General features: G+C 61.9%; 23 protein-coding genes. 13 read left to right on the top strand and 10 right to left on the bottom strand.

Translation table 11 applies throughout. The annotated features are described in order from the left end of the window. The first annotated feature begins 49 nt into the window (after positions 1-49). From AB5Y91_RS06400 to hdfR, 5 genes are all read left to right on the top strand, one after another. Positions 50-1,408 (top strand): DUF1566 domain-containing protein, encoded by a 1,359-nt coding sequence (locus AB5Y91_RS06400; RefSeq protein WP_368169419.1) that lies wholly within the window; start codon positions 50-52, stop codon positions 1,406-1,408. Beyond that, the gene (locus AB5Y91_RS06395; protein WP_290028747.1) at positions 1,405-1,962 is read left to right on the top strand and encodes a DUF1566 domain-containing protein; all 558 of its coding nucleotides are present in this window, start codon (positions 1,405-1,407) and stop codon (positions 1,960-1,962) included. The genes AB5Y91_RS06400 and AB5Y91_RS06395 overlap by 4 nt, the downstream gene beginning before the upstream one ends. Positions 1,963-2,149: 187 nt before the next feature. Next, complete coding sequence (gene eco, locus AB5Y91_RS06390) at positions 2,150-2,632, top strand: serine protease inhibitor ecotin (protein ID WP_368169329.1); 483 nt, start codon at positions 2,150-2,152, stop codon at positions 2,630-2,632. Between the two features lie 290 nt (positions 2,633-2,922). Then, positions 2,923-3,282 (top strand): DUF413 domain-containing protein, encoded by a 360-nt coding sequence (gene maoP, locus AB5Y91_RS06385; protein WP_368169328.1) that lies wholly within the window; start codon positions 2,923-2,925, stop codon positions 3,280-3,282. After that, a complete protein-coding gene (gene hdfR / locus AB5Y91_RS06380) occupies positions 3,282-4,157 on the top strand; it encodes an HTH-type transcriptional regulator HdfR (protein ID WP_368169327.1) in 876 nt (291 codons plus the stop codon). The genes maoP and hdfR overlap by 1 nt, the downstream gene beginning before the upstream one ends. Before the next feature lie 66 nt (positions 4,158-4,223). Here hdfR and tyrA read toward each other — a convergent pair whose 3' ends face one another. From tyrA to glpT, 6 genes are all read right to left on the bottom strand, one after another. Continuing rightward, a complete protein-coding gene (gene tyrA, locus AB5Y91_RS06375; protein ID WP_368169326.1) occupies positions 4,224-5,363 on the bottom strand; it encodes a bifunctional chorismate mutase/prephenate dehydrogenase in 1,140 nt (379 codons plus the stop codon). Positions 5,364-5,481: 118 nt separating this feature from the next. Further along, complete coding sequence (locus AB5Y91_RS06370) at positions 5,482-6,555, bottom strand: 3-deoxy-7-phosphoheptulonate synthase (protein WP_111912616.1); 1,074 nt, start codon at positions 6,553-6,555, stop codon at positions 5,482-5,484. A 331-nt stretch (positions 6,556-6,886) separates the two neighbouring features. Continuing rightward, the gene (gene glpQ, locus AB5Y91_RS06365) at positions 6,887-7,966 is read right to left on the bottom strand and encodes a glycerophosphodiester phosphodiesterase (RefSeq protein ID WP_368169325.1); all 1,080 of its coding nucleotides are present in this window, start codon (positions 7,964-7,966) and stop codon (positions 6,887-6,889) included. A gap of 100 nt (positions 7,967-8,066) precedes the next feature. Beyond that, complete coding sequence (glpD, locus tag AB5Y91_RS06360; protein ID WP_368169324.1) at positions 8,067-9,554, bottom strand: glycerol-3-phosphate dehydrogenase; 1,488 nt, start codon at positions 9,552-9,554, stop codon at positions 8,067-8,069. A 465-nt stretch (positions 9,555-10,019) separates the two neighbouring features. Continuing rightward, positions 10,020-10,778, bottom strand: coding sequence for a DeoR/GlpR family transcriptional regulator (locus tag AB5Y91_RS06355; protein ID WP_005328190.1), 759 nt, complete (start codon positions 10,776-10,778; stop codon positions 10,020-10,022). Positions 10,779-10,878: 100 nt separating this feature from the next. Continuing rightward, positions 10,879-12,237, bottom strand: coding sequence for a glycerol-3-phosphate transporter (gene glpT / locus AB5Y91_RS06350; protein ID WP_368169323.1), 1,359 nt, complete (start codon positions 12,235-12,237; stop codon positions 10,879-10,881). A 488-nt stretch (positions 12,238-12,725) separates the two neighbouring features. On the opposite strand from glpT, the gene AB5Y91_RS06345 reads away from it, so the two are divergent. Together AB5Y91_RS06345 and glpK are read left to right on the top strand one after the other, a co-directional pair. Next, complete coding sequence (locus AB5Y91_RS06345; RefSeq protein WP_005327692.1) at positions 12,726-13,574, top strand: MIP/aquaporin family protein; 849 nt, start codon at positions 12,726-12,728, stop codon at positions 13,572-13,574. Between the two features lie 29 nt (positions 13,575-13,603). Continuing rightward, positions 13,604-15,106, top strand: a complete 1,503-nt coding sequence (glpK, locus tag AB5Y91_RS06340) for a glycerol kinase GlpK (protein WP_106887990.1) — start codon at positions 13,604-13,606, stop codon at positions 15,104-15,106. Positions 15,107-15,304: 198 nt separating this feature from the next. Here glpK and AB5Y91_RS06335 read toward each other — a convergent pair whose 3' ends face one another. Further along, positions 15,305-16,207 (bottom strand): LysR family transcriptional regulator, encoded by a 903-nt coding sequence (locus tag AB5Y91_RS06335; protein WP_106887291.1) that lies wholly within the window; start codon positions 16,205-16,207, stop codon positions 15,305-15,307. 188 nt (positions 16,208-16,395) lie between these two features. Between AB5Y91_RS06335 and AB5Y91_RS06330 the strand changes: the two genes are divergently transcribed. The 6 genes from AB5Y91_RS06330 to AB5Y91_RS06305 all read left to right on the top strand — a co-directional run bounded on the left by AB5Y91_RS06330 (position 16,396) and on the right by AB5Y91_RS06305 (position 20,387). Beyond that, the gene (locus AB5Y91_RS06330) at positions 16,396-16,782 is read left to right on the top strand and encodes a DUF6404 family protein (RefSeq protein ID WP_368169322.1); all 387 of its coding nucleotides are present in this window, start codon (positions 16,396-16,398) and stop codon (positions 16,780-16,782) included. A gap of 26 nt (positions 16,783-16,808) precedes the next feature. Continuing rightward, a complete protein-coding gene (locus AB5Y91_RS06325) occupies positions 16,809-17,165 on the top strand; it encodes a VOC family protein (RefSeq protein WP_368169321.1) in 357 nt (118 codons plus the stop codon). A 70-nt stretch (positions 17,166-17,235) separates the two neighbouring features. Beyond that, positions 17,236-17,436 (top strand): DUF1737 domain-containing protein, encoded by a 201-nt coding sequence (locus AB5Y91_RS06320; protein WP_111912600.1) that lies wholly within the window; start codon positions 17,236-17,238, stop codon positions 17,434-17,436. A 117-nt stretch (positions 17,437-17,553) separates the two neighbouring features. Next, positions 17,554-17,844 carry a putative quinol monooxygenase gene (locus AB5Y91_RS06315; protein ID WP_368169320.1) on the top strand — a complete coding sequence of 97 codons (291 nt, stop codon included), beginning with the start codon at positions 17,554-17,556 and terminating at the stop codon, positions 17,842-17,844. Positions 17,845-17,933: 89 nt separating this feature from the next. Continuing rightward, positions 17,934-18,737, top strand: coding sequence for a 2,5-didehydrogluconate reductase DkgB (gene dkgB / locus AB5Y91_RS06310; protein WP_368169319.1), 804 nt, complete (start codon positions 17,934-17,936; stop codon positions 18,735-18,737). Positions 18,738-19,214: 477 nt separating this feature from the next. Beyond that, positions 19,215-20,387, top strand: coding sequence for an MFS transporter (locus tag AB5Y91_RS06305; protein ID WP_368169318.1), 1,173 nt, complete (start codon positions 19,215-19,217; stop codon positions 20,385-20,387). A gap of 62 nt (positions 20,388-20,449) precedes the next feature. Here AB5Y91_RS06305 and cydX read toward each other — a convergent pair whose 3' ends face one another. Genes cydX through AB5Y91_RS06290 form a run of 3 tightly spaced genes read right to left on the bottom strand, consistent with a single transcriptional unit; the run spans position 20,450 to position 23,286 of the window. Continuing rightward, positions 20,450-20,563, bottom strand: coding sequence for a cytochrome bd-I oxidase subunit CydX (gene cydX, locus AB5Y91_RS06300; protein WP_025326454.1), 114 nt, complete (start codon positions 20,561-20,563; stop codon positions 20,450-20,452). A gap of 24 nt (positions 20,564-20,587) precedes the next feature. After that, entirely contained in the window at positions 20,588-21,715 is a 1,128-nt protein-coding gene (gene cydB / locus AB5Y91_RS06295; RefSeq protein WP_368169317.1) for a cytochrome d ubiquinol oxidase subunit II, read from the bottom strand. After that, positions 21,715-23,286 carry a cytochrome ubiquinol oxidase subunit I gene (locus AB5Y91_RS06290; RefSeq protein ID WP_368169316.1) on the bottom strand — a complete coding sequence of 524 codons (1,572 nt, stop codon included), beginning with the start codon at positions 23,284-23,286 and terminating at the stop codon, positions 21,715-21,717. Before AB5Y91_RS06290 ends, cydB begins: the two co-directional genes overlap by 1 nt. Positions 23,287-23,354: the final 68 nt, after the last annotated feature.

Raw genomic sequence — 23,354 nt, 5'->3', positions numbered from 1 at the left:
AAGCAAAGAGGGGCCAAGGCCCCTCCAAGGACAAGAAATGAAGATGAGAATGACCCCGCTAGCCTGCCTGCTGGCCCCCCTGCTCAGCGCCTGTGGTGGTGGCGAGTCCGATGAGGCGCCCCTGACGCCCCCCAACTACCGTCTGACGGTCAACCTGCCTGCGGCGGGCACCCTGTGCGTCAACCTGAACCAGAACGACAGTTGCGAGCTCGGCGAGCCCGTGGTCAGTGGCGAGACCGGCGCCCGTCAGCTGAGCGCCAGCGCCCCCGGCCTGCTCACCAGCCCCTTGCTGTTCATCCCCCGGGATCCGGGCGTCCTGACCCTGACCCACCCGGCGGCGCGCCTGGACGATCAGCGCCTCACCCCCACCCCCTTGAGCACGCTGTTGCAGACCCGGGTCGCGGACGGGATCCCGCCGGCCCAGGCCCTGCCCGAGCTGCTGCTCGCCCTGGCGCCCCTGCAACCGGGCCAGGGACTCTCGGCCCTGGCGCTACTGGAAGAGTTCAACAGGGCACTGGAAGCGCTCACCCTGGCGACGCGGGATGACGCCGCCAGCTTGCCCACTCTCGCCGCCAGCGATCGCCAGCGCCAGATCTGGCAGGGGCTGGTCACCCTGCTGCCCGAGCTCGCCCAGCACTTTGCCGCCAGCCCCGAGCTCCTGAGCCAGCAGACCCGGCTCGCCGCCGTGCTGCAGCAACAACAACCCCGGGCCCTGGTGACCGCCAGCGGCGTCACCACCTACACGGACGGGGTGGATTACCTGCTGACCCAGGAGCCTGCGGATCACCCGGGCCAGGAGGCGAGCCTGGGCCAGGCGCCCCTGCGCTATCGCAAGCTGGACGGCAAGGGGCAGCCCCTGGCGGACAATGCCCCCGACTGGGAGTGCGTGGAGGATCTCAATACCGGCCTCATCTGGGAGAAGAAGCTCGATGATGCCGACAGTCCGCGGGATCTGCACAGGGTCTTCGCCTGGGAGTTTGGCAACTATAACCCCAGTCAGGCGGAGCTGGATTATGCCTGCCCCCAGGGGGAGGCCATCTGCTCCACCGAGCAGTATCGTCAATGGCTCAATGCGCAGCAGCTGTGCGGCATAGGGCACTGGCGTCTGCCCACGGCCCTGGAGCTCGGCAGTCTACAACACTACGGCTCCCTCGCCCGCCAGGATGGCCAGCTGGTCAGCCTGGATGTGCGCTACTTCCCCGACGTCGGTCCCTCCAGCGGCGACTTCGATGGCAGCTACTGGACCCAGACCCTGACCCCGTCCCGGCGCCTCGAGAGCGTCCCCATCGCCGTCATCAGCCCTCAGTTCCTGGGGGAGGATGCGGGCACCGATTACCCCTATGGCGTCCAGAACGAAAATGAAATCAATGCCATACAACTGCGCCTTGTGGCCGAGGTAACCCGATGAACAAGTATCTTCTGACCCTGCTGCTCACCCTGTGCAGCCCGCTGGCACTGGCCATCGCCATCTGCGACGACACCATGCCGCGCACCAGCCCAAGCTCCCGCTTCCTGGATCGCGGCAACGGCACAGTCACCGACAGAGCCTCAGGCCTCACCTGGATGCGCTGCCAGCTCGGTCAACGCTGGCAGAATGGAAGCTGCAGCGGCGAGCCGACCCGGCTCTACTGGCAGCAGGCCCTGCTGACCGCAGAGCGGATCCGCACCGAGCCGAGCCATGCCCTCCACGGCTTCGGCGGCCACACCGATTGGCGCCTGCCCACCATCAAGGAGCTCACCAGCATACTGGAGTCCGCCTGCTACAAACCCGCCCTCAACGAAACCCTCTTCCCCCGCGCCATGGCCGGGGACGGCAAGGAGGTGAACGACGGCTATGTCTACCTCTGGTCCTCGACCCCGGTACCCGCCAGCAAGGGCATCGCCTATCTGGACATCACCAGTGGCGCCGTCGGCATGCGGGCCCCAGGTTCCTGGGCAAAGCAGGTGCTGCTGGTAAGGTGAGCCGTCCGGGCGGGGCACCCCCTGCCCGGTTTACTCCCGAATGGCCTTTTTGTGGTGGAAGGCGTCAAAAAAGCATCAAATTACGTCACCCTGTGCCGGTTCAGGCAGGTTTTGCGCGCCGGAGCGCTGGCGTGAAACGGGCAGAGCGGTTAGTCTAGCGGCGTTGAACCAATCCCATGAGGTACAGATGAAAACCGTATTGCGTTTTAGCCTGCTGGGCGCCTTGTTACTGGGCGGCCATGCCTTCGCCGCCGAACCGAAAAAATTTGATATCAGCATGTTCCCTGCCGCCGAAGTGAACCAGGAACGTGTGGTGATCCGCCTGCCGGAAGTCGAAAACGAAGCCGACATGATGGTCGAGCTGCAAGTGGGCAAGAAGATGCTGGTGGACTGCAACCTGCCCCGCTTCGCCGGCAACCTGGAACAGCACAGCGTCAAGGGCTGGGGCTACAACTACCTGACTCTGGGCCAGATCTCGGGTCCCGTCAGCACCCTGATGGCCTGTCCGGATGGCCAGAAGAAAGAGAGCTTCGTCCAGATCTATGGTCAGGGCTTCTTCGTGAACTACAACTCCAAGCTGCCGTTCGTCATCTATGTGCCGCAGGAGTATGAAGTGCGCTACCGTCTGTGGCGTGCCGACAACCTGGCCCAGCCAGCCATGATTGAATGAGTGTCCAACGCTCAGGTTCAGCCAATTCATGAACACATAAAGGCGCCACATGGCGCCTTTGTTTTATTGTTTTCCCCCCGCCGAGAGCGGGCGCAGCTGTACAAAACCTGACATAACTCCACTATTTTTCAGGCTTTTTGTGCTGCAGACCGCAAAATTCTCCCCCAGGATGAGACAAAGACTGTTCGATAAAAGATATTTATTAAAATAGTAAGAAAATTGATTTTGCACTCTGCGACGGCCTGATGATACTTGCCCGCAAAGGTCAAACTAACCAGAACAAGAGCACTATGAGCTTCGAATCAGACAAGCGTTTCAACGACTTCAAACATTTTCCCCGTGGCCTGCGTCGCAGTGGCGAATTCACCGTGGCCGAAGCGGACAGTCTGGAAAAATATGGCACTGTGATGCTGGCGCTCTATCAGGGCAACCTGGCCCCACGCGATGACGTAGAAACTGCCTTCATCGAGCAGGTCAAGTCTGGCGCAGCCGGCAGCAACCCCCACGCCAAGGTATGGTTCAAGTACCTGAAGGTGATTGGTCCCAAGCGGGTGCACCGTCTGTGCACAGTCGCGGGTGGCGCCAATGAGGACACGGGCGGCAGCTTTGAAGGTGGCGGCGGTGGTGGCAGCGACGAGTCCATCGATTAATGGATACCGAGCTGCTTCGGACCTTCATCGAGGTCAGCAAGACCCGGCACTTTGGCCGGGCCGCCGAGAATCTCTACCTGACCCAGTCGGCGGTGAGCTTTCGGATCCGCCAGCTCGAGCAACAACTCGGGGTCAGCCTGTTTGCCCGCCATCGCAACAACATCCGTCTGACCGCCTCGGGTGAGCGTCTGCTGCCCTATGCAGACGCCATCTTGCACACGCTAGGCCGCGCCAAGCAGGACGTGGCCCTCTCCCCCGGTTTCAGCCAGCAGCTCGCCATAGGCGCGCCCGCTGTGTTCTGGGAGCTCGACTTCAATGACTGGCTCAACCACGTCTATGCGCTGGCCCCCGGCCTCGCAGTGCGGCTCGAGACAGCCTCCCGCGAGCACCTGTGCCGCCAGTTGCTGGAGCGTTCCCTCGATCTCGCCCTGCTCTCAGAGCCGACCAAGATAGACGAGATAGCCCTGCACCCCATAGGCGAGCTGGTATTCGAGCTGGTGAGCCGGGAGTCTGCCGCCAATGCCGACAGCCTGATGCAGATGCCCCATATTCACCTCGACTGGGGCACCAGCTTCGAGCCGCCCTCGAGCCGGTTGCAGAGCCTGCAGAAGACCCCTGTGCTGCATTCGAGCTCAGCCAGCATGGCGCTGCAGTTCGTGCTTGCCAATGGGGGCGCCGCCTATCTGCCACGGCGCATGGTGAGCCCCTTCCTGGAGCAGGGACAACTGCACCTGGTGGAAGGGGGGCAGGCGCTGAGCCGCCCGCTCTACCTCGCCTATCTGGAGAAGTCCGATCGCCGGGAGCTGATCGATCAGCTGCTCACCCTGCCGCTGGGTTGGGATGGCGCCGATCTGCGGCTGCCATCCGCCGAGTAGCCGGGCTTCAGCCTGACCAACATGAAAAAAGGGGCCATGAGGCCCCTTTGTTATGGATGCGTGCCATCAGTCGTGGTGACGGCGGTCGTTGGCCTGGGCCAGCAGGGTGCGGCTCTCCCGCAGGAACTCGTCGGCATGCTCGCCGAAGAAGCCGGAAACTTGCGAGAAGGCGTCGATAAATCCTGCTCTGTCCCCCCGCTCCAGCAGCCCCAGCGCTTCGCCAAAGTTCTGGTAGTAGCGGCGGATCATCGCGAGGTTCTGCGGTGACGACAATATGATGTCGGCATAGAGGTGGGGATCCTGGGCAAACAGCCGCCCCACCATGGCGAGCTCCAGCCGGTAGATGGGGGAACTCAGGGCCAGCAGACGGTCGATGTTGGCCTGCTCCCGGGAGAGGTGCCAGCCGTAGGCGAAGGTGGCGAAGTGGCGCAGCGCCTGAATCAGGGTCATGGCCTCGTCGTGGGCCTTGGCTTCCACCTGCTGCAGCCGCGCGCCCCAGATGGTCATCTGATCCAGCAGCCACTGGCTGGCGGCAGGGTCACGGCCCTGACAGCAGACGATCACCTGCTTGGCAAGGCTCGCCACGTCCGGCCCGAACATGGGGTGCAGCCCCAGAACCGGCCCCTGGTGCACCGCCAGCATATGCTCGAGCGGCGCCGCCTTCACGCTGGTGACGTCCACCAGCAGGCAATCCGCAGGCAGCTTGCCGAGTCGGTCGATGATCTGGCAGGTGATGTCGATGGGCACCGCCACCATCACCAGACCCGCATCGGCGAGGATCTCGTCAGAGCGCGGCCAGTCCCCCTGCTCCAGGCTCTCGACCCGGTAGCCGGAGAGGCCGAACATCTGGCCGAACAAGCGGCCAAGTTGACCCTGGCCGCCGATGATGACCACCTTGCCAAGATCCGGCTTCATGCACTTGAAGTGGTTCTCTTTTTCGCTGGCCGACTCGAGGATGTAGGACTCGCGCATCACCCGGCGCAACACATCTTCGATGAGATCGCCGGGCACCCCCAGCAGTTCGGCCTCGGCGCGGCGGCGTGCCAGCATGCTCGCCTCCCTGTCCGGCGCATAGATGGGCAGGCCGTGGCGGCTCTTCACTTCACCCACTTCCCCCACCAGGGCCAGACGGGCGGCCAGCAGATCGATCAGCTGCCTGTCCACCACATCTATCTTGTCCCTGAGGGCATTCAACTCTTCAGCCATATCCAGTCCCTGCCGGCGCCGCTGGCGGCGGCGCCCTGTGATTCAAGAGGCAACAAGGTATCACTGCGTGGGCAGTGATACCTCTATGGTTCAATCAGTTACGACAAGATACCACGACTTACAGCGCGGTTCTGCTCTTGAGCGGCGCCGCCAGCTGGCTGTGGCAGCGGGCCAGCAGGGTTGCCGTGGTCTCCCAGTCGATGCAGGCATCGGTGATGGAGACGCCGTAGCGCATCTGCTCCTTGGGCTGCTCGCTGGACTGGTTGCCCTCGAACAGATTGGATTCGAGCATCACCCCTATGACGGAGCGGTTGCCCTCCTGGATCTGGTGGATGACGTTGTCCGCCACCTTGGGCTGCAAACGGTGATCCTTGCTGGAGTTGCCGTGGCTGCAATCCACCACCAGACCGGGCAGCAGGCCCGCCTTTTCCAGCGCCTCTTCCGCCAGCGACACATTGACCGAATCGTAGTTCGGGTGCTTGCCACCGCGCAGGATCACGTGGCCATCCGGGTTGCCCTGGGTCTGCAGCAGCGCGACCTGACCTTGCTGGTTGATCCCCATGAAGGCGTGGGGGCTGGAGGCCGCCTGCAGGGCATTGATGGCGGTCCCCAGGTTGCCGTCGGTACCGTTCTTGAAGCCGACCGGCATGGAGAGGCCGGACGCCATCTCCCTGTGGGTCTGGGATTCTGTAGTACGGGCGCCTATGGCCGACCAGGAGAAGAGCTCCGCCAGGTATTGAGGGCTGATGGGATCGAGGGCCTCGGTCGCGAGCGGCAATTCCAGCTCCGCCAGCCAGCAGAGCAGCTCGCGGGCGCGGTGCAGCCCCAGCTCAACGTCGAAGGTGCCGTCGAGATTGGGGTCATTGATAAAGCCCTTCCAGCCGACAGTGGTGCGTGGCTTCTCAAAGTAGACCCGCATGACAATGTAGAGAGAGTCCTGGTAGGCATCATGCAGCGCTTTGAGTCTGGTTGCGTACTCTTTGGCGGCGTCCATGTCGTGAATGGAGCAGGGTCCACAGATCACCAGCAGGCGGTGATCCCGACGGTGGATGATGTCGGCTATGGTATTGCGGGCCCCTTGCACGAATGCCAGCGCCTTGTCGGAGATGGGTAACTTCTCCTTGAGCTGGGCAGGCGTGATCATCACTTGTTCGGACTGGATATGGATGTTGTTCAGGGGGTCTCTTTGCATTTTCTCATTCTCTCTACTGTATTTAAGCCAATTGCGCCAAGGTGTATTAATTTGTTTACACAAGTCAGCGCTTTGTTACGCAACCGCCCTCACCTTACCAAGGAAAAACAAACAATCAAGTGAAACTAGCGGTTTACTGCATCAACAGATGGATTAATGACCACTATTGTGACCAAAGCAGCCAGAAAGTAGCGTGCAAAAGCCCCTCTGCACCACGTAAATCGTAAACAAATAATTACACCCTACACCTCATCACTCCCGGGGCTGGCCTGCCGCCATAAAAAAGCGGGGCACCTGGCCCCGCTTGCGTTCCCGTGTTGCTCTTCTTTTATTATTTGCCGTGGGCCTTGATGACCTCCACCGCCTTGTCCGGGAAGTCGCTGAACACCCCATCCACATCCGCCTGATAGAGGAAGATGTTGAGCAAGTCGGTGAAGTCTTTGGCATAGGCCGGGATCTGCCCCTGATCCTGGCGGAAGGTATAAGGGTGCACCTTGAGACCGGCGGCGTGGGCCTCCTTGACCATGGTGGTGAACACCGGCTTGCCGAGCGTGCCCGGCTCGGTGACTATCATCGGCTTCCAGGGGCCTATGCCGTCGGCGTAGCCGGCTATGGTCTTCATGGCCCCCGGCTTGAACATCCAGTCATAGTCGTAGGGGGTCGCCTTGCCCTTGATGTCGTAGACCATGGTCTCATTCCAGTCGGTCTCGGCCATCAGCTGCACCAGCTTCAAGTCCATGCCCAGCGCCGGCATCAGCTCGCCGTTGATGCGCTTGAGCTCATCCACATCGAAGCTCTGCAGATAGACCTTGTCGTCCTTGCCGGTGTAGCCGTACTCCTTGAGCACGGTAAGCACGGCTTTAGAAATGTCCTTGCCCTCGTGGCGGAACAGCCAGGGGGCCTTGATCTCCGGGTAGATACCGATGTTGTTGCCGGTGCTCTTGTTGAGCCCCTGGATCATTTCGATCTCTTCCTGGAAGGTGTGGATCTTGAAGTCGGACTTCCACAACGGGAACCGGGCCGGATAGACGGGCACCTGCTTGCCCTCCACCAGCTGGAAGGGCTCCGTCATGCGCAGGGAGCGCACCTCGGCCAGGGTGAAGTCCACCACGTAGTAGCGACCGTCCGCACGGGCGCGACCGGGGAAGCGCGTCGCCACGTCCGTGATGCCATCGAGGAAGTGATCGTGCATCACCACCAGCTGGTCATCCCTGGTCATCACCAGGTCCTGCTCCAGGTAGTCGGCCCCCATGCCATAAGCCAAGGCTTTGGACTCGAGCGTGTGCTCGGGCAGATAGCCGGAGGCGCCACGGTGGGCGATCACTATCTTGCCGTCATCGGCGGCCAGGGCGGGCAATGCGAGGGCAACCCCGAGGCCAAGGGCCACCAGGGAGAGGTGAGGTTGTTTCATAAAAACGGCTCTTTGTTATTGTTTATTGGATGTAGGTAGTTGTTATAGCAGAGGTTTATTGCAGTTAAATGGCGGGCGGCCAGGGCCGCCCGCCTTGTCATCAGCTTGCCTTGGGCAGGGCGTGATGGTGTTGCTCCAGCCAGGCGTGCAGTTGCTGCTGTTCGGCATCACAGAGGCGCAGCCCCAGCTTGCTGCGGCGCCACAGTATGTCTTCCATCGAATGGGCCCACTCGCGGCTGATCAGATAGCGCACTTCCGACTCGTACAGCCCGGCACCAAAGTGTTGGCCGCGCTCCTCGTGCAACCAGAGACGGGCATGACTGCCATAGGCCTCGGCGATGCGGCGGGCGCTGCGCTCATCCAGCCAGTCGAATTCGAGCAGGTAGGCGCGGGCCAGCTCTGTGGTGGAGCAGTCGAACTCGCCACCGGGCAGACGGCTGCTGGCTGTCCAGTCATCCCCCATCTGGCTGAACCAGGGCTTGAGCTTGTTGCAGGCGGCCTGGGCCAGCTTGCGATAGGTGGTGAGCTTGCCGCCAAACACCGACAAGAGCGGCGCCCCGTCGGATTCACCGGAGAGCTCGAGGGTGTAGTCGCGGGTCACCGCCTGGGGGGAGTCGGACTCGTCATCGCAGAGCGGCCGCACCCCGGCATAGGTCCAGATGACCTCGGAGGGCACAATCTGGCGGGTGAAGTGGGCGTTGACCACCTTGCACAGGTAATTGATCTCGGCCTCGCTGATCTTCGCCTCCCGCGGGCTGCCATGGTGCTCCACGTCCGTGGTGCCGATGAGGGAGTAGTCCTGCTGATAGGGGATGACGAAGACGATGCGGTTGTCCTCGTTTTGCAGGATATAGGCCTCTTCGCGCTCATGGATGCGCGGCACTATGATGTGGCTGCCCTTGATGAGGCGGATGCCACGCGGAGATTTCTCGTGCAGGCTCTCGTCATAGAAGGTCTTGACCCAGGGCCCGGCCGCATTGACCAGGCCACGGCAGGTGACGGTGAACTGCTCGCCCCCTTCCCGCTCCAGGGTCAGGGTCCAGTGTTTGGATCCGCGCACCGCCTTGACGCAGCGGGTGCGGGTCTGCACCTCGGCGCCCTTGTCCCGGGCCATCATGGCGTTGAGCACCACCAGGCGGGCGTCATCGACCCAGGCGTCCGAGTACTCGAAGCCCTTGTTGATGCCGTTCTTGAGGCCATCTTGCGGCAGGAAGCGCAGACCGCAGCTGCCCTTGAGCTTGTCGCGCTTGGCCAGGTTGTCATAGAGGAAGAGGCCGGCACGGATCATCCAGGCCGGGCGCAGGTGCGGGCGGTGCGGCAGGCGAAAGCGCATGGGACGGGCGATGTGTGGCGCCATGCCGAGCAGCACCTCCCGCTCCGCCAGCGCCTCTTTCACCAGCCTGAATTCGTAATGTTCGAGATAGCGCAAGCCACCGTGGATCAGCTTGCTGGAGTTGGACGAGGTGGCCGAGGCGAGATCCTGCGCCTCGAACAGCGCCACCTTCAGCCCCCGCCCCGCCGCATCCGCCGCAATGCCGACCCCGTTGATGCCGCCGCCGACGACGACCAGATCATAATGTTCGCTCATGTTCACCTACTTTCTTATTTTGTGTTCGCCATGCCGGCAATGTTTGATTTCGCTCATATTAGAACATGAAAAAATGATAAACGAACATTTTATGAGGGAAATGTGATCGCGATTGTTCTGACAATGCTAAAAATGCTGCCGATCGGTGACAAGATGCCGCCCCGGCCCTTGCCATGGCCCCTGCTGCCAGGGCGAATCTGCCGCAGCGGATGCGGGCGCGGCTGCTCGAGGCCGACAGGGCCCGACTCTGAGAGGGCCACCAGCACAGAGACACACCACGCAGGACGAGGATAGAGTCGTTGTTTTTAGCTCAAGCCTCGCAGCGACCAGCAGAGTGCGGCGCCACAGGGACAAAGGGGAAAGGTAGCAGGAGCAAGGCGGCCGCCATGGGGAAAGGCCCGAACAGACGGCGACAAGAAAGCGGCCGCCCGGTGGCGGCCTGATGCTAATACGGCGTGGGGAGACTCAGCAGATGTGGCAGGCTATCTGATGCTGGGACATCAGTCGCATCAACTTCTCCGGCGGCTCCTGATCCGTGAACAGGGCGTGGATCTGGTTGAGGTTGCCGAGGTTGACCATGGCATTGCGGCCGAACTTGGTGTGGTCGGCGGCCAGAAACACCTGGCGGGAGTGGGCTATGATGGCCTGGGCTATCTTCACCTCGTGGTAGTCGAAATCGAGCAATGAGCCGTCGTTGTCGATGCCGGAGATGCCGATGACGCCATAGTCCATGCGGAACTGGCCGATGAAGTCACGGGTCGCCTCCCCGACGATGCCGCCATCCCGGTTGCGGATCTCGCCACCGGCGATGATGACGGTGAAGTCATCCTTGGCGGTGAGAATGCTGGCGACGTTGAGGTTGTTGGTAACCACACGCAGCTCCCGGTGATCCAGCAGGGCGCGGGCGATGGCTTCTGTGGTGGTGCCGATGTCGATGAAGAGCGACGAGCCGTCCGGAATGTTGGCGGCCACCTCGCGAGCGATACGCTCCTTCTCCTTGAGCTGCATCACCTTGCGGGCGCTGTAGGCGGTATTGACGGTACTCGAATGCAGGGAGGCCCCGCCGTGATGGCGCCTTATCTTGTTCTGCTCGGCGAGATCGTTCAGATCCCGGCGAATGGTCTGGGGGCTGACGTCAAAATGGGTCACCAGATCGTCGGTCGAGACAAAGCCCTGCCTTGTCAGGACGTCCAGGATCTCCAGATGTCGTTGGGTTTGCTTCACGCTTGCACTCCGCTTGAGAGACGAAAAAAGGCCCCGGCATTGCGGGGCCTTTGGCAGTGTACCCTATCCCTTTTCGGACTGATAAGGGCAGGATCACGTTTTATGCCTTGTCGGCAGCGGCCTTCTTGGCAGCGACGGCGATGTTCTCGTGCTTGAGGGTCATTGCCAGCAGTATGATGGAGAGCACGCAAGATGCGGTCAGCACCATGAAGCCGCCGTCCCAGCCGAAGTGGTCGACTGTGTAGCCCAGCATGGCGTTGGCCGCCACGGCGCCACCCAGATAACCGAACAGCCCGGTGAAGCCCGCCGCTGTACCGGCCGCCTTCTTCGGCGCCAGCTCCAGCGCATAGAGACCGATCAGCATGACGGGGCCATAGATCAGGAAGCCGATGGCGACCAGTGCCAGCATGTCGACGGTGGGGTTGCCCGCCGGGTTGAGCCAGTAGACCAGCACAGCCAGGGTCACCAGCACCATGAAGAGGATGCCGGCCGGGGCGCGGCGGCCCTGGAACATCTTGTCAGAAATCCAGCCGCACAGCAGGGTGCCCGGAATACCGGCCCACTCGTACAGGAAATAGGCCCAGGAGGAGTGATCCACGCTGAAGTCTTTGGCTTCTTTCAGGTAGGTCGGCGCCCAGTCCAGCACACCGTAACGAATGAGGTAGACGAAGGCGTTGGCAATGGCGATGTACCACAAGAGCTTGTTGTGCAGCACGTACTTGACGAAGATCTCCTTGGCGGAAAACTCCTGCTCGTGACTCTCGTTGTAATCCTTCGGGTAGTCGTCCTTGTACTCCTCGATGGGGGGCAGACCCACGGATTGCGGGGTATCACGCATCACGAAGAAGGCGATCACCGCAATGGCGGCAGCAGCAGCAGCCGGTACATAGAAGGCACTGCGCCAGTCATTGAACCAGCCCATGCCGAGGATGAACAGCGGACCTATCATGCCGCCGCCCACGTTGTGGGCCACGTTCCAGACCGCGACCACTTCGCCCCGCTCCTTCTGTGACCACCAGTGCACCATGGTGCGACCGCAGGGCGGCCAGCCCATGCCCTGAACCCAGCCGTTGAGGAACAGCAGCACGAACATGATGGCGATGCTGGAGGTGGCCCAGTGCACTGTCCCCATCATGAACATGATGCCGGCCGAGAGCAGCAGGCCGGCGGAGAGGAAGTAGCGCGCATTGGAGCGATCCGACACGTTCCCCATCAGGAATTTGGAGAGACCGTAGGCAATGGAGACGCCGGACAGGGCCAGGCCCAGATCACCGCGGGAGAAGCCCTGCTCGATGAGGTAGGGCATCGCCAGACTGAAGTTCTTGCGCACCAGATAGTAGCCGGCATAACCGAAGAAGATCCCGAAAAACACCTGCCAGCGCATGCGTTTGTAGAAGGGATCCACCTTGTCGGCCGGTAGCCGCTCTATGTGGGGTGCAGGCCTGAAGAGACTAAGCATGTTCTGCTTCCTTATTGTTGTTATGGGCGGTTGAGGGTGCCCCGATCATGCCTGCGACCAGATGAGTCCTTATTCGCAAGCGAGCCTATTGTGCTCATTTGTGAACATTCAATCTGTGATGAAGGCTAAATTATTGCAGTTTTATTACAAAAAATGTCACCTGGTGAGTGATCGCTCATCGGCCGCCAGCCCTTGCAGGGCAAGGAATTCAGATACCCACTAAGGAGTATTAACACCGCTAACAGTTGCTTTTCGTCACATTTTCTTAGCAATGAATGGGATCTTGTCCACATTTCCGGTGGCGGGGGTCTGGTGAATTGGCACAGAAGGTTTATTTTCTCTCTCGTCCAAGAACGAGCGTAAACGAGCATAACGTTTGCGTCAGCTCAAATAACAAGAAGAAACGTTTTCGGACGCAAAAAATGGGAATGCAAGATAACGAAACGGAACATCAAACCTACTCTGGGTGGATATAAGGAATAACAACTATGAGCATACAAAGACCCAATACCCTGCTCGGCGAGTGCCTCGCCGAGTTTATCGGCACCGGCCTGCTGATCTTCTTCGGCGTCGGTTGCGTGGCCGCCCTGGTGCTGGCTGGCGCCAACTTCGGGCAATGGGAAATCTCCATTACCTGGGGCCTGGGGGTCGCCATCGCCATCTACGTGACCGGCGGCATCTCTGGCGCCCACCTGAACCCGGCGGTGACCCTGGCGCTGATGACCTTCTGCGGCTTCGACAAGCGCAAGGTGGTGCCCTTCATCATCGCCCAGATAGCGGGTGCCTTCGCCTCCGCCGCCCTGGTCTACTTCCTCTATGGCAACCTCTTCACCCAGTGGGAACTGACCCACAACGTGGTGCGCGGCAGCGTAGAGAGCCTCGGCACCGCCGGCATCTTCTCCACCTACCCCAATGCCCTGCTCTCCAACATGCAGGCATTCGCGGTCGAGCTGGTGATCACCGCCGTCCTGATGCTGGGCATCATGGCGCTGGGTGACAACAACAACGGCGCCCCCAAAGGCTTCGCCGCCGCCCTGCTGATCGGCATACTGATCGCGGTGATCGGCGCCTCCCTCGGCCCCTTGACCGGCTTTGCCATGAACCCGGCCCGTGACTTTGGTCCCAAACTGTTCGCCTTCTTTGCAGGCTGGGGCGATGTGGCCCTGACCGGCGGTCGCGACAACCCCTACTTCTGGGTTCCCATCCTCGGCCCCATAGTCGGCGCCCAGCTGGGTACCGCTCTGTATGTGAAAGTGCTGGCTCCCTGCGTCCCGGGCAACCGTGTCGTGACCGAAGAAGCCGCCAAGCTGTCCAATAAAGAAGAGGCCGCCGCCTAAGAGCGGTCCCCCCAAACGTGGAGAACATCATGTCTGCTGAAAAGAAATTTGTCGTCGCGCTGGATCAAGGTACCACCTCCTCCCGTGCCATAGTGTTCGATCAGGACGCCAACATAGTCGCGACCTCACAGCGCGAATTCACCCAGCACTACCCCAAGGCGGGCTGGGTCGAGCACGACCCCATGGAGATCTGGGCGACCCAGTCCTCCGTCTTCACCGAGGTGCTGGCCAAGAGCGGCCTGCACAGCGAGCAGATCGCCGCCATCGGCATCACCAACCAGCGTGAAACCACCGTTGTGTGGGAAAAGGCCACCGGCAAGCCCATCTACAACGCCATCGTCTGGCAGTGCCGCCGCACCGCGGCCATCTGTGAAGAGCTCAAGGCCCGCGGCCTAGAAGAGTACGTGCGGGAAAACACCGGCCTGGTGCTGGACGCCTACTTCTCCGGCACCAAGGTGAAGTGGATCCTGGACAACGTGGAAGGGGCCCGCGAGAAGGCGATGAACGGCGAGCTGCTGTTCGGCACCATAGACACCTGGCTGGTGTGGAAGATGACCAACGGCGAAGTGCACGTCACCGACCCGACCAACGCGTCGCGCACCATGCTCTACAACATCCGCGATCTGAAGTGGGACGAGCGGATGTTGGACGAGCTGGGCATCCCCGCCTCCATGCTGCCGGAGGTCAAACCCTCCTCCGAAGTCTATGGCTACACCACCCGTGGCGGCGGCTCCCGCATCCCCATCGCCGGCATCGCCGGTGACCAGCAGTCTGCCCTGTTCGGCCAGCTCTGCTTCGAGAAGGGGATGGCCAAGAACACCTATGGCACCGGCTGCTTCCTGCTGATGAACACCGGCACAGAGCCTGTTCGCTCCAGCAACGGCCTGCTGACCACGGTCGCCATCGGCCCGAAAGGGGAAGTGAACTACGCGCTGGAAGGGGCTGTCTTTATGGGCGGCGCCACCATCCAGTGGCTGCGTGACGAGCTCAAGATCATCCACGATGCCCGCGACACCGACTACTTCGCGAGCAAGGTGGGGGACACCAACGGCGTCTACCTGGTGCCGGCCTTCGTGGGCCTGGGCGCCCCCTACTGGGATCCCTATGCTCGCGGCACCATGGTCGGCCTGACCCGTGGCGCCAACCGCAACCACATCATCCGCGCCGCGCTGGAATCCATCGCCTACCAGAGCCGCGACGTGCTGGATGCCATGCAGCAGGACTCCGGCATCAAGCTGGCAGCGCTCAAGGTTGACGGTGGCGCCGTCGCCAACGACTTCCTGATGCAGTTCCAGGCCGACATGATGCACACCCCTGTGGTGCGTCCGACCCGCATCGAGACCACCGCCATGGGCGCCGCCTTCCTGGCAGGCCTCGCCGTCGGCTTCTGGAAGAGTTCCGACGAGCTGGAAGACAAGTTCAGCGTGGACAGGGAGTTCATCCCCCAGATGGACAAAGCCGATCGCGCCAAGCGTTACAGCGGCTGGCAGAAGGCGGTCGAACGCTCACGCCGCTGGGCCGAAGAGGATTAATCGGGCAACCCATGCATCCTTGAGATGAAAACGAACGAGGCCGACAGCGATGTCGGCCTCTTTTTATTGACGAGCGCGGGTGTTCTGACCGCACCTGACCCCAGCCCTCCCTTGCCAAGGGGTGGGAGAAAATGACCCCTCCCCCTCCCCCTAGTGGAGGGGGAGACCGGGAGGGGGTTGGCACTGTCGGCATGCCCTCTACAACGCCTCGGCGCCGAGCTGCTCTTTGAGGAAGTCGAGCCAGACCCGCAGCCGGATATCCCGCTGGGCATCGGAGTAGAAGACCGCATGAATGGGGCGCGAGGCGCCGCTGTTGCTGCGGGCCAGCACCTCCACCAGGGCGCCGCTCGCCCTGTCCTCTCCCGTCATGAAGTCCGACAGGCAGACGATCCCCTGCCCTCCCAGCGCCAGCTGGCGCAGGGTCTCGCCGCTGCTGGCCCTCAGGGTCGGGGTGATGGCGAACCTGTCCCCCTGCTCCGTGCTGAGCAGGGGCCAGTGGTTGAGGTGATCGGGGTGCAAAAAGCCGAGCAGCTCGTGGCCAGCCAGCAAGTCAGCTGGCTGGCGCGGGGTGCCGCGCGCCTTCAGATAGTCGGGGGACGCGAGCAGCCGCAGCTTGGATCGCCCGAGGGGCAGGGCGCGCAGGGAGGAGTCCGTCAGCTCGCCGATGCGAATGGCCATGTCCACCCGCCGCTCCATCAGGTTGATGAAGCCCTCGGAGCTGTGCAGTTGCAGCTCTATGCCGGGGTAGCGGCGGCGGAACTCGCCAATGATGGGCACCAGCCGGTGCAGGATAAAGGGGGTGGCGGCGTCGACCCTCAGAATCCCTTCGGGTTGTTCCCGGCGCATCAGCAGATGGCTCTCCGCCTCGCTCATCTCGGTCAGCACCTTCACCGCTCGCTGATAGAACCAGCTCCCCTCCTCGGTCAGGCTGACCCGCCGGGTGGTGCGGTTGAGCAGCACCGTGGCGAGCTTCTCCTCGAGCCGCTTGATGCCGCGGCTCACCACTGAGTTGTCCATGCCGAGGTTCTCCGCCGCCTGGCGAAAACTGCCCGCCTCCACCACGGCCACAAACAGGGTCAGTTCATCGGAATGGGTCTTCATTGTTGTCATCCTGGCAAGAGTCATGGGGCTTTATAGGCGCAATGGCCCTGGGTTGGCAAGGCAGGCATCACCAGAGACGGATCTTGCCGTCCGCATAACGTGAGCAACCGCCTGTTTTGCTCCCGGTCTTGTGGTTACAATGCCGAAAATTGGCATCGTATGGCGCCATACATCACAGGGACGACCTCATGACATTCGAAAACAGGCTGGCCGCCGCCCATAGAGAGCTGGCCGACAAGGGCGTCCAGGAGCTCAACTACAACCCGCCACTGTTCAGAGTGTTGCGCAGATTGGGCCTGCGGCTCAGACCGCCCCACCATGAACGCTTTCTGGTCAACCTGCTTGCCTTTGGTCTGCCGACAGGAGCCATCTGGGGGATGTTGATGTGGTACCTCGGCTGGCAAGATGAGGTGAGTCCGGCATTAGCCCTGCGCCAGAGCCTGCTGTTCGGCATAGGGGTCGGTCTGCTGATGGCGATCTTCTTGCTGGTGCGCTGCAAGCAGCTCAAGCTGACCCCCTGGGACGCCTTGCCGCACTCCACGATCCGCACGCAAAAACGCTGGCAACTGAAATAACCACCGACATCGACAAGGAGACCCTTATGACCAAGGCCCATGAAAAACTGAACTATGTGGAGTTTGCAGCTAGGGATCTCGCCGCCACCAAGGCCTTCTTCGCCGCCGCCTTTGGCTGGCAGTTCGCCGACTACGGCCCCGACTACTGCGCCTTCGAAGGGGAAGGGCTGGATGGCGGCTTCTATCGCGCTGATCTCAGCAACCAAAGCGCACAGGGCGGGGCTCTCCTGGTGTTCTACAGCGCCGACATAGAGGCAACCCAGGCCAAGGTGAGCCAGCATGGCGGCACCATAGTGCGCCCCCTGTTCGACTTCCCCGGTGGCCGCCGCTTCCACTTTGTCGAACCCAGCGGCAATGAGTTTGCGGTCTGGTCAGAGGGATAACCCTCAGCGCAGCAGACATGTTATTTCAGCGAATTATTTTGACTTTTAATTTTAAATCAAGGCATTACCCATGAAGCTCTATCGATTTATTACTGGCCCTGATGATAAAGATTTTTGCATGCGGATCTCTGAATTGATGAACAAGGGCTGGGAGCTTCACCATGGCCCGACACTGACCTTCAATGGAAATACTTGCATCGCAGGACAAGCCTTAACTAAAGAAGTCGCTGGCGAAGAATTCGCAATGCCCATAGATCTAACGAAATACTAATGTGTGGGTTCCCCCTCCCTATTGCTGTTCTTTCCTCAATAGTGTTTTGCGACTGCTGCCCTGTATCCCCCAGTCTGCCGGGGGCATACTGACCGTCGTTTTAGCAAGGAGGTTCAGATGCCATCCCCCCTGATTGTGATTGCCGAGCTCGAGGCCGAGCCTGAATTCGCCGCCGAGTGCCGAGCCGCCCTGACGCCGCTCGTCAACGCCAGCCGGCAAGAGCCCGGGTGCCTTGGCTACCGGCTGCATCAGAGCCTGGAGAGCCCCCACGGCTGGATGATCCACGAGGAGTGGGAGAGCGATGCGGCGCTCAAGGCCCACCAGCAGCAGCCCCATTTTCTCGCCTTCGTGGCCAACACCCGGGGCTGGTTTGCCAGCACCAGTGTTCGCCACTATCAACTAGCCTGAATCCCGCTGGGGCCTGTCCCCTGCCCGCCCTGGATGCGGGGATGGGCCGACAAAATATTGAGCGTAGAAACAATAACTTGAGGAATATGATGATGAAGATGCCCAACCTGGGTCTTGGTACCTTTCGCCTGAAAGATCAGCCCCTGCGCGACTCCCTGCTGCAGGGTCTGGATCTCGGCTATCGCCACATAGATACCGCCCAGATCTATGACAACGAGGCCGAAGTGGGCCAGCTGATGAGCGAAAGTGGCGTCCCCCGCCAGGATATCTACCTGACCACCAAGGTGTGGATCAGCGAGTTTGGCCCGGGCAAGGTGATCCCGAGCCTGGAGCTGAGCCTGGAGAAACTGCGCACCGACTATCTGGATCTGGCGCTTATTCACTGGCCCTCCCCCAAGGATGAGGTGCCGATGGCGGTCTATCTGGAGCAGCTGGCCGAGGCCAAGGCCCGGGGCTTGACCCGGGAGATCGGGGTCTCCAACTTCACGGTCGCCCAGCTTAAAGAAGCCATTGCTATCCTGGGGCCGGGTGCCATCGCCCACCAGCAGGTGGAGATCCATCCCCTGCTGCAAAACCGCAAGGTGGTGGAGTTCTGCCAGGATAACGGCATCGCCATCACCGCCTATATGCCGCTCGCCTATGGCAAGGTGCTGAGCGAGCCGCTGCTGATGGAGATAGGCAAGCGCCACGGCGTCTCGGCGGCCCAGGTGTCACTGGCCTGGCTGCTGGCCCAGGGCATGACGGTGATCCCGAGCTCCACCAAGCGGGAGAATCTCGCCGCCAACCTGGCCGCCCTCAAGGTGCAACTCAGCTCCGAGGAGATGGCACAGATTGCCACCCTGGAGCGAGGGGAGCGCTGCGCCAACCCGGACTTCGCCCCGAATTGGGATTAAACGGGAGAGGACGCATTGTATCTATCGCTGCGGCGGCGGATACCGGCAACCCTCACTAGCCAATTGCAACCACTAGCTATCCCCTCTCCCTGCGGGAGAGGGTTAGGGTGAGGGGCAAGCTACCTCCCCCTCATCCCCAACCCTTCTCCCGCAAGGGGAGAAGGGAGCAAATAACGCTCTAATGACATTCTTGAACACCAGCGGGAGGCCCAGTGCCTCCCGCTTTTTTTGTCTCCAATACCGCGCGCAGCAGCCCCCTTCCCTTGCCCCTTTCCTCTTTATTCCCAGCTCGGTCTGTACGCTTTGCTTCTACGCGCTTTGCCTCCGCAGCCTCGGGCACTCCCACTACCCCATTCCACGGCTCCATTGCTGCTGATTTGGCAAAAGTAATTTGACGTTACCGTCATTTTTGCCAACAAAGCTCATCGGCATACTGGCGCCATTCTCCCGTCGGGAGCCACTATCCAAGGAGTTGTTATGCCACTGGCGTTATTTGCCCTCACCCTGAGTGCCTTTGCGATCGGCACCACCGAATTTGTAATAGTGGGGCTGATCCCCACCATAGCCGAGCAGCTCAATGTCTCTCTGCCCTCCGCGGGCCTGCTGGTCAGCCTCTATGCCCTGGGCGTAGCCATAGGCGCGCCAGTGCTGACGGCGCTCACCGGCAAGCTGCCGCGCAAGTGGCTGCTGGTGGGGTTGATGGCGCTCTTCACCGCCGGCAACCTGCTGGCCTGGCAGGCCCCCGGCTACGAGAGCCTGATCGTCGCCCGCGTGCTGACCGGTCTGGCCCACGGGGTCTTCTTCTCGGTGGGCTCCACCATAGCCACGGGTCTGGTGGCCAGGGAGAAGGCGGCGAGCGCCATCGCCATCATGTTCAGCGGCCTCACAGTCGCCCTGGTCACCGGCGTGCCGCTCGGCACCTGGATTGGTCAGCAGTTCGGCTGGCGCGAGACCTTCCTGGTGGTGAGCGCACTCGGGGTCATCGCCATGGTCGGCAGCCTGCTGCTGATCCCGAGCAACCTGCCCAAGGGAACAGCCTCCACCATTCGCGAGCAGCTCGCCGTGCTGACCCACAAGCCGCTGCTGATGGTCTACGCCAAGACGGCCCTGGGTTACGGTGGCGCCTTCACTGCTTTCACCTTCCTCGCCCCCATCTTGCAGCAGGTGAGCGGTTTCGGTGCCAATGCGGTGAGCCTGATCCTGCTGGTATACGGGGTGTCGGTGGCGGTCGGCAACATCTGGGGCGGCAAGCTGGCGGACAAGATGGGCCCGCTGCCCGCGCTGAAGCTGATGTTTGGCGGCCTGGCACTCATCCTGCTGATGCTCACCTTCACCGCGCCGCATCCGGTGCTGGCGGTGCTGACCGTGCTGGTGTGGGGCGCCTTTGCCTTTGGCAACGTGCCGGGCCTGCAGGTGCTGGTGGTGAAACAGGCCGAGCGCCATACCCCGAACGCCGTGGACGTGGCCTCCGGCCTCAACATCGCCGCCTTCAACGTCGGCATCGCTCTGGGCTCTGTCGTTGGCGGTTTTGTGGTGGAGCACCTGGGGTTGATGCACACACCCTGGATCGGGGCCCTCATAGTGCTGCTGGCCTATGGCCTCACCCATGCAAGCGAGAAGCGCGAAGCCAGACTGGCGCTGGCCCTCTGAGCGCTGGCAGATAAAAAAAGGCCGACACCCAGTGTCGGCCTTTCTCATTTTCAGGGGCGGGATCAAGGCTCCTTGAGATCCTCGTCCGCCGCCCAGCGCGCCTCCAGCCAGAGCAGATTGACCAGGCCGCACAGCAGCGCAAACCCCAACCCCAGTATCCAGGTGAAATACCACATATCGAAGACTCCTCAATTCCGGTGTTAGTAGAGGCTATGGCCCTGCTGGCGCACCTGCTCGGTACTCATCTTGCCCCGCGCCACCCAGTAGACCCAGAGGGTGTAACCCAGGTTGATGGGCATCAGCACCGCGACTATCCCCAGCATGATGAGCAGGGTGCCCTCGCTGGAGGTGCCGTCCCACAGGGTCAGGCTGCTCGACGGATCCAGGGACGAGGGCAGCACGAAGGGGAAGAGCGCTATGGCCACGGTCAGCATCATGGCGGCGCAGGCACCACCGCTGGCAAGGATCGCCAGCCGCGCCAGGCCAAGGTGGCTTGCCAGCGTGCTCAAGAGCGGCAACAGGAGGCCGAGGGCAGGCACAGCCCAGAGCACCGGGTGCGCCACGAAGTTGCCAAGCCAGCCATCCGGCGCCGTCGTCACCTGCTTCATCAGCGGCGTGAGGGCGCTGTTGAGATCCCCAATCTCGGCTATCCGGTAACCGCGCATCTGGCTGAGCCAGAGGCCACCGAGGGCAAACAGGGCGCTCGCCAGGGGGCCGAGCCAGAGGCTTTGGCGGGCGCAGCGCTCGGCTATCACCCCTTGGGTCTTGCACTGCAGGAAGCTGGCGCCGTGCAGCATCAGCAGAGCCAGCGCCGTACCCATGCAGGTCAACAGCAGCGGCCAGTTGAAATCGAAGGCGCCGTAGTGGATGCGAAGGGCCGAATCGAAGCGAAACGGCAAGCCTTGCAACAGGAAGCCGATGGTTGCGCCAAACACCAGGGTCGGCAGCAGGGCACCCGTCACCAGGGCCCTGTCCCACCAGCGGCGCCAGAGCGGGTCCGGCAGCTTGCTGCGATAGTCAAAACCGACCGGGCGCAGGAAGAGGCCAAACAGCAGGAACATGAAGGGCACATAGAGGGCCGAGAAGGCGGCGGCATAGACCAGGGGCCAGGCGGCGAACAGGGTGCCGGCACCGGCGATGAGCCACACCTGGTTGCCCTCCCACACGGGCCCCACGCTGTTGAGCAGCACCCGCCGCTCCTCATCGCTCTTGGCCACCACGGGGAGCAGCAGGCCGACCCCGAGATCGAAGCCGTCCATCACCACGAAGCCGACGAGCAGGAAGAGCACCAGCCCCCACCAGACGAGTTTCAGGGTTTCGTAATCCATCAGACAAGACTCCCGTTTTGCAACACTTCACCTTGATAACGACCCGTCTGCAGGCTGGCGGGCCCTTTGCGGATCACATGACGCAACAAGAACAGCTCCACCACCAGCAGGCTGCTGTAGATGAGGAAGATGGCGATGAGGCTGAACCAGAGTTGGCCCGGTTGCAGCAAGGAGACCGACGCCGACACCGGCAGCACGTCGCTGATGGTCCAGGGCTGGCGGCCGAACTCGGCCACGAACCAGCCCGCCTCTATGGCAATCCAGGGCAGGGGTATGCTCCAGAACAGGGCCTTGAGCAGACGCGGGGATTGCACCAGCCTGCCCCGGCACAGTTGCAGGAAGGCGGCACCAAAGAGCAGCAGCAACACCACCCCTATGCCCACCATCAGCCTGAAGCTCCAGAACAGCGGCGCCACCTGGGGGATGGAGTCCTCCACCGCCTTGGCAATGGCCCCTTCGTCTGCCTTGCCAATCTCCTTGGCGTAGGGGGTCAGCAGCAGGCCGTAGCCGAGATCGGCGCGGTGGCGCTCGAAGGTGGCGCGGGCCTCGGCGTTGCTATCATCCGCTCGCAGGGCTTCCAGGGCCTCGTGAGCCAGCATGCCGCTGCGAATGCGCACCTCATGCTGCGCCTTCAGATCTTTAAGGCCGGTCACCTGCTCATCCAGGGAGCGGGTGGCTATGATGCCCATCAGGTAGGGGATCTTGATGGCCGCGTGAGTGGTTTCGGCACTCTGATCCGGCAGGCCGAACAGGGTGAAGGAGGCAGGGGCGGGTTCGGTCTCCCACTCCGCCTCTATGGCGGCGAGCTTGACCTTCTGCACCTCCCCGGAGCGGTAGCCCGACTCGTCCCCCAGTACTATGACCGAGAGGATGGCGGCCAGGCCAAAGCCGGAGGCGATGGCAAAGGATCGCAGGGCGAAGCGCACCTCCATGCGGCGCAGCAGATACCAGCTGCTCACCCCCATCACGAACAGGGAGGCCGCCACATAGCCCGCCGCCACTGCGTGGACGAACTTGACCTGGGCCACCGGGTTGAGCAGCACCGCCGCCACGTCCACCAGCTCCATGCGCATCGTCATGGGGTTGAACTCGGCGCCGACCGGGTTCTGCATCCAGCCGTTGGCGATGAGGATCCAGAGGGCAGAGAGGTTGGAGCCGAGCGCCACCAGCGCCGTCACCAGCAGGTGCTGGCCCCGGGAGAGCTTGTCCCAGCCGAAGAAGAAGAGACCGACCAGGGTGGATTCCAGGAAGAAGGCCATCAGCCCCTCCACCGCCAGCGGGGTGCCGAAGATGTCGCCGACGTAGTGGGAGTAGTAAGCCCAGTTGGTCCCGAACTGGAACTCCAGGGTGATCCCCGTAGTGACCCCCATGACGAAGTTGATGCCAAACAGCTTGCCCCAGAAGCGGGTGATGTCCTTGTAGATCACCTTGCCGGTCATCACGTAGGCGGACTCGGCGATCACCAGGATCCAGGACAGCCCCAGGGTGAGGGGCACAAACAGAAAGTGGAACATCGCCGTCGCGCCGAACTGTATTCGGGAGAGGCTGACCACATCATCCAGGCTTATCATGCATGACTCTCTATGTTGCATTTAACAGACAGGTTTTCGCCCGTTAAGTACAACACGCCCTATGACAC

The organism is Aeromonas sp. R4-3 (assembly GCF_040908275.1).
GTDB classification, from domain to species: domain Bacteria; phylum Pseudomonadota; class Gammaproteobacteria; order Enterobacterales; family Aeromonadaceae; genus Aeromonas; species Aeromonas rivipollensis.
Note: the sequence above shows the minus strand (reverse complement) of the source record. Positions and strands in the feature narration are given on the sequence as shown.

Excerpts from the sequence above, each read along its gene's own strand:
- AB5Y91_RS06400 (WP_368169419.1), top strand. The coding sequence starts at position 50 with ATGACCCCGCTAGCCTGCCTGCTGGCCCCCCTGCTCAGCGCCTGTGGT.
- AB5Y91_RS06395 (WP_290028747.1), top strand. The coding sequence starts at position 1,405 with ATGAACAAGTATCTTCTGACCCTGCTGCTCACCCTGTGCAGCCCGCTG.
- eco (WP_368169329.1), top strand. The coding sequence starts at position 2,150 with ATGAAAACCGTATTGCGTTTTAGCCTGCTGGGCGCCTTGTTACTGGGC.
- maoP (WP_368169328.1), top strand. The coding sequence starts at position 2,923 with ATGAGCTTCGAATCAGACAAGCGTTTCAACGACTTCAAACATTTTCCC.
- hdfR (WP_368169327.1), top strand. The coding sequence starts at position 3,282 with ATGGATACCGAGCTGCTTCGGACCTTCATCGAGGTCAGCAAGACCCGG.
- tyrA (WP_368169326.1), bottom strand. The coding sequence starts at position 5,363 with ATGGCTGAAGAGTTGAATGCCCTCAGGGACAAGATAGATGTGGTGGAC.
- AB5Y91_RS06370 (WP_111912616.1), bottom strand. The coding sequence starts at position 6,555 with ATGCAAAGAGACCCCCTGAACAACATCCATATCCAGTCCGAACAAGTG.
- glpQ (WP_368169325.1), bottom strand. The coding sequence starts at position 7,966 with ATGAAACAACCTCACCTCTCCCTGGTGGCCCTTGGCCTCGGGGTTGCC.
- glpD (WP_368169324.1), bottom strand. The coding sequence starts at position 9,554 with ATGAGCGAACATTATGATCTGGTCGTCGTCGGCGGCGGCATCAACGGG.
- glpT (WP_368169323.1), bottom strand. The coding sequence starts at position 12,237 with ATGCTTAGTCTCTTCAGGCCTGCACCCCACATAGAGCGGCTACCGGCC.
- AB5Y91_RS06345 (WP_005327692.1), top strand. The coding sequence starts at position 12,726 with ATGAGCATACAAAGACCCAATACCCTGCTCGGCGAGTGCCTCGCCGAG.
- glpK (WP_106887990.1), top strand. The coding sequence starts at position 13,604 with ATGTCTGCTGAAAAGAAATTTGTCGTCGCGCTGGATCAAGGTACCACC.
- AB5Y91_RS06335 (WP_106887291.1), bottom strand. The coding sequence starts at position 16,207 with ATGAAGACCCATTCCGATGAACTGACCCTGTTTGTGGCCGTGGTGGAG.
- AB5Y91_RS06330 (WP_368169322.1), top strand. The coding sequence starts at position 16,396 with ATGACATTCGAAAACAGGCTGGCCGCCGCCCATAGAGAGCTGGCCGAC.
- AB5Y91_RS06325 (WP_368169321.1), top strand. The coding sequence starts at position 16,809 with ATGACCAAGGCCCATGAAAAACTGAACTATGTGGAGTTTGCAGCTAGG.
- AB5Y91_RS06320 (WP_111912600.1), top strand. The coding sequence starts at position 17,236 with ATGAAGCTCTATCGATTTATTACTGGCCCTGATGATAAAGATTTTTGC.
- AB5Y91_RS06315 (WP_368169320.1), top strand. The coding sequence starts at position 17,554 with ATGCCATCCCCCCTGATTGTGATTGCCGAGCTCGAGGCCGAGCCTGAA.
- dkgB (WP_368169319.1), top strand. The coding sequence starts at position 17,934 with ATGATGAAGATGCCCAACCTGGGTCTTGGTACCTTTCGCCTGAAAGAT.
- AB5Y91_RS06305 (WP_368169318.1), top strand. The coding sequence starts at position 19,215 with ATGCCACTGGCGTTATTTGCCCTCACCCTGAGTGCCTTTGCGATCGGC.
- cydX (WP_025326454.1), bottom strand. The coding sequence starts at position 20,563 with ATGTGGTATTTCACCTGGATACTGGGGTTGGGGTTTGCGCTGCTGTGC.
- cydB (WP_368169317.1), bottom strand. The coding sequence starts at position 21,715 with ATGGATTACGAAACCCTGAAACTCGTCTGGTGGGGGCTGGTGCTCTTC.
- AB5Y91_RS06290 (WP_368169316.1), bottom strand. The coding sequence starts at position 23,286 with ATGATAAGCCTGGATGATGTGGTCAGCCTCTCCCGAATACAGTTCGGC.